This is a genomic window from Microcella sp. (assembly GCF_040286215.1).
Lineage (GTDB): Bacteria > Actinomycetota > Actinomycetes > Actinomycetales > Microbacteriaceae > Microcella.
The window spans coordinates 271,824-284,669 of record NZ_JAVKCK010000006.1 but is presented as its reverse complement, the minus strand read 5'-3'; the positions used below and the strand labels follow the sequence as shown (position 1 = coordinate 284,669).

Below are 12,846 nucleotides of genomic sequence, written 5' to 3'. Positions count from 1 at the left end.
CGTCCCGCGCCAACGCCCATTCGGGTCAGATCTGACACAAAGCGGAGCGGCGGGGAGCGGCGCGGCGCACTACTCGTCGCGCGCCGCCGCGTGCTCGGCTCCGAGCATCCGGTACGTCTCGGCATTGGTGCGGATGCCCGCCACCTCGTCATCCGTGAGCTCGCGCCGCACCTTGCCGGGTACGCCGGCGACGAGCGACCGCGGCGGCACGACCGTGCCTTCGAGCACGACGGTACCGGCGGCGACGAGCGATTCGCGGCCGATGACGGCCCCGTTGAGCACGGTCGCGCTCATGCCGATGAGGCAGTCGTCCTCGATCGTGCAGCCGTGCAGCATGGCGGCGTGCCCGACGCTCACGCCGCGGCCGATGATCGTGGGGCGGCCCGGGTCGCCGTGCACCGTCACGGTGTCCTGCAGGTTGGAGCCCTCGCCGAGCTCGATGCGATCGCGGTCGGCGCGCAGCACGGCGCCGTACATGACGACGGCGTGCGCGTGCACGTGCACGTCTCCGATGAGGGTAGCGTTGTCGGCGACGAACGCGGTGGGGGCTACCTCAGGCGTGTGGCCGAAGATCGTGCGGCGCATGGGTCCTCCTCGACTGCGGTGCGGCCGGCGCGCGGTGCGCACGACGACAGCCCCAGTCAAGCAGAGTCGCCGCACCTACAATGGGGGCACCATGGCAACTTTCGGCACGCTCTCCGACCGGCTCACCTCGACCTTCAGCGCCCTGCGCACGAAGGGCAAGCTCAGCCCGGCCGACGTCGACGGCACGGTGCGCGAGATTCGCCGTGCCCTGCTCGACGCGGATGTCGCGCTGGCGGTCGTGAAGGACTTCACGGCGGCGGTGCGCGAGCGCGCCCTCGGCGATGAGGTCAACAAGGCGTTGAACCCGGCGCAGCAGGTCGTGCAGATCGTCAACGACGAGCTCGTGGGCATTCTCGGCGGCGAGCAGCGGCGTCTGCAGTTCGCGAAGACCCCGCCGACGGTGATCATGCTCGCCGGCTTGCAGGGCGCGGGCAAGACGACTCTTGCGGGCAAGCTGGCGAAGTGGCTGAAGGCCGACGGTCACACGCCGATCCTCGTCGCGGCCGACCTGCAGCGCCCCAATGCCGTGCAGCAGCTGCAGGTGGTCGGCGAGCAGGCGGGCGTCGCCGTCTTCGCGCCTGAGCCGGGAAATGGCGTCGGCGACCCGGTGAAGGTTGCGAAGAACGCCCTGAAGCATGCGCGCGACAAGCAGCACGATGTCGTCATCGTCGACACGGCTGGCCGTCTCGGCGTCGACGCCGAGCTGATGAAGCAGGCCGCGAACATCCGCAAGGCGGTTGACCCTGACGAGGTGCTGTTCGTCATCGACGCGATGATCGGTCAGGACGCGGTGAGCACGGCGAAGGCTTTCCAGGAGGGCGTCGACTTCACCGGGGTCGTGCTGTCGAAGCTGGATGGCGACGCGCGCGGCGGCGCCGCGCTCAGCGTCGCGAGCATCACGGGGCGGCCGATCATGTTCGCCTCCACCGGCGAGGGTCTCGACGACTTCGAGCCGTTCCACCCCGATCGCATGGCGAGCCGCATCCTCGACCTGGGCGACATTCTGACCCTCATCGAGCAGGCGCAGAAGTCGTTCGACGAGGAGGACGCGAAGCGCACGGCCGAGAAGTTCGCGACCGACAGCTTCACGCTGGAGGACTTCCTTGCGCAGATGCAGCAGCTCAAGCAGATGGGCTCGCTCAAGGGCATGCTGGGCATGCTGCCCGGCGCGCGCGGCATGAGGGAGCAGCTGGAGAACTTCGACGAGGGCGAGCTGACCCGCACGGAGGCGATCATCCAGTCGATGACGCCGACCGAGCGCCGGTTGCCCAAGCTGCTCAACGGTTCGCGTCGTCTGCGCATCGCCCGCGGTTCGGGCACCACGGTCACCGAGGTCAACGCCCTCGTGAACCGCTTCGAGCAGGCGGCGAAGATGATGAAGACGATGGCCAAGGGCGGCATGCCGCAGATGCCCGGGATGGGCCCGATGCCGGGCATGGGAGGCGGCGGCGGTGCGGCGACGGCGCGCAAGGCCGCGGCGAAGAAGAAGGGCAAGGGCAAGTCGCGTTCGGGCAATCCCGCGAAACGAGCCGCTGAGGAGGCCGCACGCGCGCAGGGCATGAGCTCTGGCGCGGGGGCGGGCGCATCCGGGAGCAGTTTCGGGCTCGGCGGTGGCGGTGCCGCGACGGGCGAGAAGCAGCCGACGCCTGAGGAGCTCGAGGCGCTGCAGAAGTTCCTCGGCCGCTGACGGCTGGCGCGCCTCGACGTAGGGTGGTGAGCATGACAACACGACCCGTGCGCCTGGGCGTGCAGCTGGCACCGCAGCATGCGCCGTATGAGCTGATCCGCGACACCGCGACCGAGCTCGAGGAGCTCGGCGTCGACATCATCTTCAACTGGGATCACTTCTTCCCGCTCAGCGGGGATCCCGACGGCCTGCACGTCGAGTCGTGGACCATGCTCGCCGCGCTCGCCGAGCAGACGAGCCGGGTCGAGCTCGGTGCGCTCGTCAACTGCAACAGCTACCGCAACCCGAGCCTGCAGGCCGATATGGCCCGCACGATCGACCACATCAGCGCGAAAGGCGGCACTGGCCGGTTCCTGTTCGGCACGGGATCGGGGTGGTTCGAGCGCGACTACGTCGAGTACGGCTACGAGTTCGGCACGGCGGGGCAGCGACTGGATGCTCTGGCCCGCGATCTGCCGATCATCCGGTCGCGCTGGCAGGCTCTGAACCCGAGGCCGACGCGCGAGATCCCCATTCTCATCGGCGGGGGTGGCGAGAAGAAGACCCTGCGCATCGTCGCCGAGCACGCTGACATCTGGCACTCGTTCAGCGACGTGCCGACCCTCGAGCGCAAGCTCGGCGTCCTCGCCGAGCACGGGCGCGCCGTGGGCCGGGACACGAGCGAGATCGAGATCTCGGTCGAGCTGCGCAACCGCACGACTGCGGAGGCCGACGAGCTGCGCGCCGCGGGTGCCACGCTCTTTACGCTGGGCATCACGGGGCCGGGGTACGACCTCGCGAAGGTGCGCGAGTGGCTCGCCTGGCGGGACGACCAGCGCTGAGCATCCGGGCGCGGTCACGGAGTCTGCGAAAATCTGCCAGAATAGGCGGTCGAGTGCTCGCGCGCCCGACCCTCTAATCTGGCGCTGCGCGCAACCCTCACGAGCTTCCGCGTCGGGAGTGCCCCACACACCCGGCTGCGACTCACTTCCTTCACACATTTCGGAGAAACGTGGCTGTCAAGATTCGTCTCAAGCGCATGGGCAAGATCCGTGCACCGTTCTACCGCATCGTCGTGGCCGACTCGCGCAAGAAGCGCGACGGTCGCGTGATCGAGGAGATCGGCAAGTATCACCCCACCGAGGAGCCCTCGTTCATCGAGGTGCAGTCTGAGCGAGCGCAGTACTGGTTGAGCGTCGGCGCCCAGCCGAGCCCGCAGGTGCTCGCGATCCTCAAGCTCACCGGCGACTGGGGCACCTTCAAGGGCGAGAAGGGTGCGACGAGCACCGTTCGCACCGCCGAGCCCAAGGAGGCCTTCAGCGTCGACGAGAAGAAAAAGCCGGTGCTCAAGCCGAAGGCCGAGAAGCCTGCCAAGGAGGAGGCTCCGGCCGCTGAAGCGCCCGCTGAGGATGCTCCCGCTGCCGACGCTCCCGCTGAGGAGCCCAAGGCTGAGGAGCCCAAGACTGAGGATGCTCCCGCAGAGGCTCCCGCCGAGGAGGCCCCCGCGGCCGAGGCCGACAAGGCCTAGTGACTCGTGCTCGCTGACACTCTCGAACACCTCGTCAAGGGGATCGTCGATCACCCGGACGATGTCGAGGTCGTCGCGCAGAGCTCTGCGCGCGGCGAGGTCCTCGAGGGGCGTGTGCACCCCGAGGACCTCGGCCGCGTGATCGGCCGCGGCGGTCGCACCGCCAAGGCTCTGCGCACGGTGATCTCGTCGCTGGCCGACGGCCGCCGGGTGCGCGTCGACGTCGTCGACACCGATCAGTGAACGCGCCCGCCGCAGAGAGTCCGCAACTTCGGGTGGGTCGGCTCGTGAAGGCCCACGGCCTCAAGGGCGCCCTCAAGCTCGAGCTGTATACCGATGCGCCGGAGCGACGCTTCACCCCGGGGGCAAGCTTCTCGCTGCAGGTGCCCGAGTCGTCCGACTGGCACGGCAAGACGCTGACCCTGACGGAGTTGCGCTGGTACAACGCCCAGCCGGTCGCGTTCTTCGAGGGCGTGGACGATCGCAGCGCAGCCGAGTCTCTCGTCAAGGCGATCCTGTGGATCGAGCGCATCGACGACGAGCCGGCCGAAGACAACGCCTGGTACGACTTTCAGCTCGTCGGGCTGCGCGCGATGCGCGACGGGGTCGAGGTGGGCACGATCGTGCGTGTCGACCACCTGCCCGCTCAGGACCTCCTGGCGGTGCGCACGCCTCAGGGCGAGGTACTCGTGCCTTTCGTGGGGGCGATCGTGCCCGTCGTCGATATCGCGGGTGGCACCGTGACGCTCACCCCGCCGCTCGGTCTCTTCGAAGAGCTGCCTGAGGTGCCTGACGAGCCGGCCGACGACGACGAGCCGAAGGATGCTCCCGCCTAGAGTGGGGCTGTGCGCTTCGACATCGTCACGATCTTTCCCGAGTTCTTCGGGGCTCTCGAGGTGTCGCTGCTCGGCAGGGCCCGCCAAGCGGGGGTGATCGACGTCGGTCTGCACGACCTGCGCGACTTCGCGCACGACCGCCACCGCACCGTCGACGACACGCCCTACGGGGGCGGCGCGGGCATGGTGATGAAGCCCGAGCCCTGGGGGGAGGCGCTCGACAGTGTCGTTCGCGACGACAGCGTCGTCATCGTTCCGAGCCCGGCCGGGCATCCCTTCACGCAGCGCGAGGCGCGCGAGTTGGCCGCGCGCGAGCACCTCGTCTTCGCCTGCGGTCGCTACGAAGGCATCGACCAGCGCGTCATCGACCACTACGCTGACCGCAACGAGGTGCGTGAGATCAGTCTCGGCGACTACGTGCTCAACGGAGGGGAGGTGGCGGCGATGGCGATCATCGAAGCTGTCGGCCGACTGGTTCCCGGCGTGGTCGGCAACCCGGCGAGCCTCACCGAGGAGAGCCATGAGGATGGTCTGCTCGAGTACCCCAGCTACACCAAGCCCGCGATCTGGCGCGGTCGGGCGGTGCCTGCCGTGCTGTTGAGCGGCCACCACGGCGCCGTTGCGCGGTGGCGTCACGAGCAGCAGCTCGAGCGCACCCGCCGCGTGCGCCCCGATCTGCTGAGCCCCGATCTGCCGAGCCCCGATCTGCCGAGCCCCGATCGCGCGGGGGAGTCGACGTGACCACGGGGGAGCGCTGGTGGCTCTGGTCGCAGCCTCTCGTGGCGGCGCTCGCCCTGCTCGCGGGCATCGCTGCGTGGGTCCTCCAGGCGGTCGACCAGTACGCGCTCCTGCCGTCGGTGCAGAGCGTTGTGACCGGCACGTTCGTGCTGCCCGGCCTCGGGGTGTCGCTCGCCCTGAACCACCTGATCGTGCAGCGCCGCGCGGTGCCGGTTCTCACGAGCGGCGAGAAGCTCCTGCTCGTCGCCCAGTACGCACTCGCGATCATCCTCGTCACGACGTCTCTCGATCCGGCCGCCTTGCTTCTGGGCTATCTTCTGTGGCCGCTGCTCATCGTCGCGGCGGTGTCGGCGTGCATCGTGATGGCGCGCACGACGCGAGCGGAGCGGCACGGTGAGCCGTGGACCTCTCCGCTCGGCCCTGCGACCGACGAGGTTCCGCTCCTCGACGCGCCGACCCGGTAGGCCTGCGCATCGCCCGCTCCGGGCGAGGCGTCGATCAGTCGCGCGCGGTGAGCACGAGCGGCCCGTCAGCCGTGATCGCGACGGTGTGCTCAGCGTGCGCGGCGCGGGAGCCGGTGCGCGATCGCAGTGTCCAGCCGTCGGGGTCGGTGTAGATCTCGTCGGTGTCGGGGATGAACCACGGCTCGATCGCGAGGACGAGCCCGGCGCGCAGCTTCAGCCCCCGCCCCGCCCTCCCATCGTTGGGGATGTGCGGCTCCCCGTGCATCGTGCGGCCCACGCCGTGCCCACCGAAGTCCAGGTTGACGGGCATGCCTGCCTCGTGAGCGACATCGCCGATCGCGCTCGAAATGTCACCCATGCGGTTGCCCACTCGGGCCTGCGCAATGCCTGCGGAGAGCGCGCTCTCCGCCGTCGCGATGAGCTGGAGGTCGCCGGGGCGGGGCTCGCCGACCACGACGCTGACGGCGGAGTCGCACACCCAGCCGTCGACGGCGGCGGCGAAGTCGAGGGTGAGCAGGTCGCCGTCGCGCAGGGCGTAGTCGTGCGGCAGCCCGTGCAGCGCGGCGTCGTTCACGGAGGTGCAGATCACTTTTGCGAAGGGCGATGCGCCGAACGAGGGGTGGTAGTCAATGTAACAACTCTGCGCCTTCTCAGCGCGGATCATGTCGTGCGCGAGCGCATCCAACTCGAGAAGGTTCACGCCTACGTCGGCGGCGGAGCTGGTGGCCGTCAGCACGCTTGCCACGAACCGTCCCGCCGGCCGCATCTGCTCGATCTCGGCCGGGGTGCGTAGCTCGATCATTCAGCTCCTGGGTAGTGGCACATTCGTGCGCAAGTAGTGACCGCACAGGGTGCGTGTCGCCTCGATGAAGCGAGCATCACCATTCTTGTCCAATTGGAATGCCCGTGTGAGGAGCCCGCTCGCCATCTCGACGGCGACCTCGTAGTGGAACACCAGCTCATCGTCGGGCTCGAAGCCATAGGTTGCGCCGGTCTGTTCGGCAAAGCGGCGGGCGAGGATCGAGTTGTTGCTGAGCTCGGGGTTGATGAACCGCTGGTCGATCACGTCGCCGAACCGCAGGGCACGAAAGCCGGGTTCGGTGCGGGTGAGTTCCACGAACACATCGAGCGTCGAGTCGAACGACGACCAGGGCTCCGGGCCCGACCCCTCGATGCCCACCCACACCTTGGCGAGGTAGCGCTCGAGGTTGCGGGCGGCGAGTGCGCGCAGCAGGATCTGGATGTTCGGAAAGTAGCGGTAGACGACGCCGACGGAGGATGAGGAGCGCTTCGCGACGGCGCTCGTCGTGACGCCGTCGATGCCGTGGTCGTCGATGAGCGCGGCGGCGGCGTCCAGCAGGAGCTCGATCCTCTCCGAGCTGCGTCGCTGGATGGGCTCGGTGCGCATGACGACCTTGTCGGTCGCGAGCGTGGCGGTGGTGGTGGTCATGAGTGCTCTCCCCCCGAAAAGCGGTGTGCCGCGAGTGTAGCGGCCGTGCGCTGCATCCCTGCCGGTATTCTCGCAGAAAGTTGGCTGGGCATACCCCCATATGGCATGATGAGCGTTTGTGCCTCGGCACGGTTCTGCCACAGGGGAGCCGTCGTTCCGCGAGGCTGCAGCACCGGCACGACCTCACTCTTACTCCCCGCACTCGACCTGTGGCGATTGCAGAAAGCGATGCATCATGCACATTCTCGATCACGTCGACGCAGCGTCTCTCCGCTCCGACATCCCCGACTTCCGCCCCGGCGACACCGTCAAGGTGCACGTCAACATCGTGGAAGGCAGCCGTTCGCGCATCCAGGTGTTCCAGGGCGTTGTTATCGGCCGCTCCAACGAGGGCATTCGCGAGACCTTCACCGTGCGCAAGGTGAGCTTCCAGGTCGGCGTCGAGCGCACCTTCCCGGTGCACTCCCCGGTCATCGACCACATCGAGGTCGTCACGCGCGGTGATGTGCGCCGCGCCAAGCTCTACTACCTGCGCACCCTGCGCGGCAAGAAGGCCAAGATCAAGGAGAAGCGCGAGAGCTGAGCGCTCCTCCCTCCTCGCGCCACAAGGCCCCGTCGATGTCTCGGCGGGGCCTTCGTCGTTCGAGCCGGGGGCGGTGCCTAGACTGGAGCTCGACCCTGGGGAGCAATGACCGAGCACACAGCGCCGCCGGCAGCGGCATCCGAACCTGCGCCCGAGCGCCCGCGCTCGCGGCGGCGTGGCGCCCTGCTCTTCCTCCGCGACGTCGTGGTCATCGTCGCTGCTGCGCTCGTCATCTCGTTCCTCATCAAGACGTTCCTGATCCGCTCGTTCTACATTCCCAGCGAGTCGATGCAGAGCACGCTCCTCGTCAACGACCGCATCATCGTCAATCAGCTCGTCCCCGATCTCGTCGCCGTCGAGAGGGGCGACGTCATCGTCTTCCGTGACCCGGGAAGCTGGCTGACTCCTGCGCCCGAGCAGCCCCGCTCGCCGCTCGAGGAGGGCATCGATGCGATCCTCACTCTGGTGGGTCTGAGCGCCTCCGACAGCGACGAGCACCTCGTCAAGCGCGTGATCGGTCTGCCGGGCGACCGGATCGTGTGCTGCAACGACCTTGGTCAGTTGAGCATCAACGGCGTGCCGCTCGACGAGCCATACGTGGAACTTCCCGAGGGCCGCCGGGATGTGAGCGGTAGCGACTTCCAGCAGGACGTGCCGGCGGGACAGCTGTGGGTGATGGGCGACAACCGCTACGACTCGAGCGATTCACGCGTCAACGGACCGGTGCCCATCGACGATGTCGTTGGGCGGGCGTTCGTGGTCAGCTGGCCTCTCGAGCGCTGGGGCTGGCTCGACAACTATCCCCTCGTGTTCGACGGGGTCGACCCACGGCCGTGACCGTCGTCGAACCCACGCTCGAGGTCGAGCACGCGCTCTTCGCGGAGGGTGCTCCTGTCGTGATCGGCTGCGACGAGGTGGGGCGGGGGGCGATCGCGGGCGTCGTCGCCGTGGGTGTGTGCGCGATCGTGCCGGGCGGGGAAGCTCCTCCCGCAGGCCTGCGCGACTCCAAGCTGCTCAGCCCGGCGAAGCGTGAGCACCTCGCGCCCCTCGTGCGCGAGTGGGCGGCCGCGGTCGCCGTGGGCGAGGCTGAGCCGGGAGAGGTGGATGCTCACGGCATCGTCGCCGCGCTCGGACTCGCGGCACGTCGCGGTCTGATCGCCCTCCACGAGTCGGGCATCGACGTGGGCGCGTCGACGGTGCTGCTCGACGGCAGCCACGACTGGTTGACACCGGCGCTCAGGACGCCGCCGAGCATCCGGGTCAGGCCGAAGGCTGATCGAGACTGTGCCTCGGTCGCGGCCGCGTCGGTCGTGGCGAAGGTGCATCGGGACGCTCTCATGGTGGCTGATGCGGGGCTGTGGCCGCACTTCGGCTGGGAGGGCAACAAGGGCTACGGAAGCGCCGCCCACCTCGCGGCCGTCGCCGCCCACGGGCCGAGCCCCCGGCACCGGGTGACGTGGTTGCGGCTGCCCGCCGCGACCGGCGGCGCACGCGATGTGACCGTCTAGACTGCACGCGATGGACGACGACGATTTCGACGATTACGACCGCGAGGTCGAGCTCGCCCTGTATCGGGAGTACCGCGACGTGGTGTCGCAGTTCCAGTACGTGGTGGAGACCGAGCGACGGTTCTATCTGGCCAACGAGGTCGAGCAGGTCGTGCGCGAGGTCGCGGGCGACTTCTACTTCGAGCTCACGCTCACCGACGTGTGGGTGTGGGATGTCTATCGCGCCGACCGTTTCGTGAAGAGCGTGCGTGTTCTGACGTTCAAGGACGTCAATGTGGAGGAGCTGGGCAAGAAGGACCTCAAGCTGCCTCGCGAGCTCGCCATCGACGAGTAGGGGCCCCTGCGTGCGTTGCGAAGCACTTTCGGGTTAGGGTGACTGCGCGGATACCCGATCCGCCGTGCACTGGCCGAGATGGTCACACCCGAGGCAGGTATTCTATGCGTCGCTCTTTCCGTTCGCACCGCGCTGTCGCGAGCGTCGTCGCTGCCCTCGTCCTGGTCACGGCGGCAGCCGGGCTCTCGAGCGCGGCGCTCGCCAACGAGGCCCAGCCCGCGCCCGCCCCTGCCGAGTCCACCGAAACGGGGGCCCCTTCGGAGCCGCAGGCGGTCGTCGACGCGGAGGAGAGCAGTGACCTGCCCGAGCAGCTCGCGGCGGAATCCGACGCCCCGCCGGAGGCGGCCTCGGTCGCTCCCGCGGAGGGGGCCCCTCCGGTGCCCTCGATCACCAGTCCACCCTCGGGAGTGCTGTCGCTCTCTCGCGATGTCCAGATCAGTGGCACGGTCGCATCCGAGCTCGACCTCATCGTGACGGTGGAGGCTTACGCCGTCGAGGGCGGGGACTTCCTCGGGTTCTGCGAGGTGCCCGTCCCTGGCGTCGAGAGCGCGTGGGTGTGCGAGCTCAACCTGGGGTCGACGCACACGGGAGCCGCATCGGTGATCGCCTCGTCCCGCGAGGATGTCGGCGAGTCGCCCTCGGGCGATGAGAGCGACCCGGTGCTGATCGACGTGCAACCCGGTCTTGAGGCGCAGTTCACGAGCCATGAGGGGTTCAGCAACTCCTTCGTCACGCAGACGATCGAGCTCGGCGGAGCGGGGCCCGCTGGTGGTTCTGTGCAGGTCGAGGCGGTCTACTACCCGTACCTGCCGAGCTTCGGTGGCGAGACGACGGTCGAGTTCTGCTCGTCATCGGTGGCGCTCAGCGGTGAATGGCAGTGCACGGGCGGCCCCCTCGAGAACGGCGGCGCCCCCTATTACGACTACGTGTACTTCCAGGTGTTCTCGACCGACTTCTTCGGCTTCTCTCCTGGCGAGTCCTACGACGACGAGATCGGTGGCGACGTCGAGCTGCCGTCACCCGAGCTCGACTACGAGCTCGCCCCTGCGACGATCTCGGTGACGGCGGTCGGCGAGACCGACGCAGACCTGGTGGTCGAGCTCTACACGGCCGAGCCCAACGGAGAAGGCTACAACTTCGCTTTCATCGACTCGTGCGGCGGACTGCCCGGTGAGGGTGGCGAGGGTGGCGAAGAGGAGTGGCTCGGGCCCGCCGGCGCACCGCTCGCGTCCGCGACCTCCGAACTGGAGTGCACCTTCGAGGATCTCGCTGCGGGAGTCTGGAACCTCTACTACGCGCAGGCGCTGGACGGCGTCGAGAGTGCCTGGACGGACGACTACGTCCGCATCCCCGAGGCGCCCACCCTCGCCAGCACGCTCGTGAACGCCGACCGTACGGTGCGTGTTTCCGGAACGGGAACGCCCGGGTTCCGCGTGCATGTGCTGCGCAACGCGAACACGGCCCCGTCCTGCAGTGCCACCGTCTCCTCGGGCGGAGCGTGGACATGCACGGTCTCCCCGCCCTCGGGCACGTCCACCTTCCGCGCAGTGCAGGAGTCGATCGGCTTCGAGCCGGAGGGCGGGGTGTCCTTCGGTTCCGCCCTGGACGGGTTCTCTCAGCTCACCGCCCCGCTGACGGTGACGGTGCCTGCTCCTCCTGCGCCTCTAGCGCCTCCCGCGCCGCAGTCGCCCGCGGGGCAGACGGTGGTTCCCACCCCGGGCACCGTGGAGATCTCTGGAGTGCCCGACGATGTGCGGGCGGGTACGGAGCTTGAGATTCAAGGCACCACCGAGTGCATCGCGCCGATCGTGTGCGATGTCGACGTCGATATCTTCTCCACTCCCCAGCGGCTCGGGTCGACCGTGACCCAGCCCGACGGAGTCTTCGGGCTCCGCGTCGCCGTGCCTCAAGACCTTGAGCCCGGCGAGCACACCATCGTGGTGACCGTGACGCCGCGCGGTGGCACCGGCACCAGCGTGAGCCAGCCGATTACGGTCGCGCCCGCTTCCACCGAACCCGTTGCGGTCGAGGAGCCGAGCGGCGGACCGGTGGACGAGGAGCAGCCGGAGGCCTCGGCCAGCGCGGACGGCACGACCGGAAACCTGGTCCGCGACGATCCAGCGGCCCCCTCCGCGCTCACGACGTCGATTCCCACCATGGCGGAGATCTTCCGCAACCCGATCGTCACGATCACAGCGGGAGGGCTCGCCCTCGCGATTCTCCTGCTCGTTGCCTTCCCGACAGAGCTGCTGAACTCCACGCTGTCGGCGAACACGCGTCGATTCGGTAAGGCCTTTGCCCGTTTCGAGAGCGGCGTCGACCGCATCACTGACTGGTTCGCGGCCGTTACCAGAACGCGAGCAACCGCCGCGGCGGTGCTCATCGTGATCACGGCCGTGATCTTCGGCTTCGTCGACCCCTCCTTCGGGTTCGACGCCGTCTCTGTTCGCCTCACGCTTGCGCTCGCGATCGGGCTGTTTCTCGTGACGTACGTAGCCTCGTGGATCAGTGCGGCGATCATTTGGCGCGTCTGGCGCTTCGAGACGAGCATCGGCCTGCAGCCGGCCGCGCTCGTCTTCGCCGTGATCGGCGTTGTCGTTGCCCGCCTGCTCGACTTCTCGCCGGGCTTCCTCGTCGGCCTCGTGATCGGCCTGGAGATAGTTGCGCGAGTCGACGCTCCCCACCGGGTGCGCGCAGTCCTCACTCAGCTCGGGGTGATGGTCGGCATCTCGGTGCTGGCGTGGGTCGGCTACTCGATTCTCACCGAGTCGACGTCGGGAGCCCTCGACTGGGTGACAGCGCTCTCCCTCGACACCCTCGCAGCAGCCACCGCGGAGGGGTTGACGGCCGCGGCGGTCGCGATCCTGCCGCTCGGATTCCTCGAGGGCCGAGAGATCTTCCAGCGCTCGAAGGCGCTCTGGATCGGCGCGTTCCTCGTCACGGCGTCTCTGTTCGCGCTGCTCGTGCTGCCCACGGAGGACGGCATCGACGAGATCTCGAATGTGGGCACCTGGCTGCTCGTGCTGGTGGGCTTCGCGGTCGTGACACTCACCCTGTGGGCGGTGCTGCACTACACGAACCCTGACCGCCACGCGGTGGACGAGCGCGGTTCGGAGCCCGAGGATGCTGTGCGGGAGGACGCCGCGCGCTGACG

General features: G+C 68.6%; 15 protein-coding genes. 12 read left to right on the top strand and 3 right to left on the bottom strand.

Features of this window, described 5'->3' with window-relative positions:
• Positions 1 to 69 precede the first annotated feature (69 nt).
• Entirely contained in the window at positions 70 to 585 is a 516-nt protein-coding gene (locus RJQ01_RS03730) for a gamma carbonic anhydrase family protein (protein WP_350475368.1), read from the bottom strand.
• A 91-nt stretch (positions 586 to 676) separates the two neighbouring features.
• On the opposite strand from RJQ01_RS03730, the gene ffh reads away from it, so the two are divergent.
• The 7 genes from ffh to RJQ01_RS03695 all read left to right on the top strand — a co-directional run bounded on the left by ffh (position 677) and on the right by RJQ01_RS03695 (position 5,817).
• Complete coding sequence (gene ffh / locus RJQ01_RS03725) at positions 677 to 2,272, top strand: signal recognition particle protein (RefSeq protein ID WP_350475367.1); 1,596 nt, start codon at positions 677 to 679, stop codon at positions 2,270 to 2,272.
• A gap of 32 nt (positions 2,273 to 2,304) precedes the next feature.
• Positions 2,305 to 3,093, top strand: coding sequence for an LLM class F420-dependent oxidoreductase (locus tag RJQ01_RS03720; RefSeq protein ID WP_350475366.1), 789 nt, complete (start codon positions 2,305 to 2,307; stop codon positions 3,091 to 3,093).
• A 170-nt stretch (positions 3,094 to 3,263) separates the two neighbouring features.
• Positions 3,264 to 3,779 (top strand): 30S ribosomal protein S16, encoded by a 516-nt coding sequence (gene rpsP / locus RJQ01_RS03715; protein WP_350475365.1) that lies wholly within the window; start codon positions 3,264 to 3,266, stop codon positions 3,777 to 3,779.
• Positions 3,780 to 3,785: 6 nt separating this feature from the next.
• Positions 3,786 to 4,022 (top strand): RNA-binding protein, encoded by a 237-nt coding sequence (locus tag RJQ01_RS03710; protein ID WP_350475364.1) that lies wholly within the window; start codon positions 3,786 to 3,788, stop codon positions 4,020 to 4,022.
• A complete protein-coding gene (gene rimM / locus RJQ01_RS03705; RefSeq protein WP_350475363.1) occupies positions 4,019 to 4,615 on the top strand; it encodes a ribosome maturation factor RimM in 597 nt (198 codons plus the stop codon). Before RJQ01_RS03710 ends, rimM begins: the two co-directional genes overlap by 4 nt.
• Before the next feature lie 9 nt (positions 4,616 to 4,624).
• On the top strand, positions 4,625 to 5,356 hold the full coding sequence (gene trmD, locus RJQ01_RS03700; protein ID WP_350475362.1) for a tRNA (guanosine(37)-N1)-methyltransferase TrmD: 732 nt from the start codon (positions 4,625 to 4,627) through the stop codon (positions 5,354 to 5,356).
• Positions 5,353 to 5,817, top strand: a complete 465-nt coding sequence (locus tag RJQ01_RS03695) for a hypothetical protein (protein WP_350475361.1) — start codon at positions 5,353 to 5,355, stop codon at positions 5,815 to 5,817. The genes trmD and RJQ01_RS03695 overlap by 4 nt, the downstream gene beginning before the upstream one ends.
• Positions 5,818 to 5,851: 34 nt before the next feature.
• Here the strand turns inward: RJQ01_RS03695 and map are convergent, their stop codons facing one another.
• Both map and RJQ01_RS03685 read right to left on the bottom strand, forming a co-directional pair.
• A complete protein-coding gene (map, locus tag RJQ01_RS03690) occupies positions 5,852 to 6,619 on the bottom strand; it encodes a type I methionyl aminopeptidase (RefSeq protein WP_350475360.1) in 768 nt (255 codons plus the stop codon).
• Positions 6,620 to 7,267: a TetR family transcriptional regulator gene (locus tag RJQ01_RS03685; protein WP_350475359.1), complete on the bottom strand. Its 648-nt coding sequence runs from the start codon at positions 7,265 to 7,267 to the stop codon at positions 6,620 to 6,622. It abuts the gene before it with no gap.
• Positions 7,268 to 7,502: 235 nt separating this feature from the next.
• Here RJQ01_RS03685 and rplS point away from each other — a divergent pair, with 235 nt between their 5' ends.
• From rplS to RJQ01_RS03660, 5 genes are all read left to right on the top strand, one after another.
• Positions 7,503 to 7,850 (top strand): 50S ribosomal protein L19, encoded by a 348-nt coding sequence (rplS, locus tag RJQ01_RS03680; protein WP_350475358.1) that lies wholly within the window; start codon positions 7,503 to 7,505, stop codon positions 7,848 to 7,850.
• Positions 7,851 to 7,955: 105 nt separating this feature from the next.
• Positions 7,956 to 8,687 carry a signal peptidase I gene (lepB, locus tag RJQ01_RS03675; protein ID WP_350475357.1) on the top strand — a complete coding sequence of 244 codons (732 nt, stop codon included), beginning with the start codon at positions 7,956 to 7,958 and terminating at the stop codon, positions 8,685 to 8,687.
• Entirely contained in the window at positions 8,684 to 9,358 is a 675-nt protein-coding gene (gene rnhB, locus RJQ01_RS03670; protein WP_350475356.1) for a ribonuclease HII, read from the top strand. Before lepB ends, rnhB begins: the two co-directional genes overlap by 4 nt.
• A 10-nt stretch (positions 9,359 to 9,368) precedes the next feature.
• Complete coding sequence (locus RJQ01_RS03665; RefSeq protein WP_152583178.1) at positions 9,369 to 9,692, top strand: DUF2469 family protein; 324 nt, start codon at positions 9,369 to 9,371, stop codon at positions 9,690 to 9,692.
• A 104-nt stretch (positions 9,693 to 9,796) separates the two neighbouring features.
• Positions 9,797 to 12,844, top strand: coding sequence for a hypothetical protein (locus tag RJQ01_RS03660; protein ID WP_350475355.1), 3,048 nt, complete (start codon positions 9,797 to 9,799; stop codon positions 12,842 to 12,844).
• Positions 12,845 to 12,846: the final 2 nt, after the last annotated feature.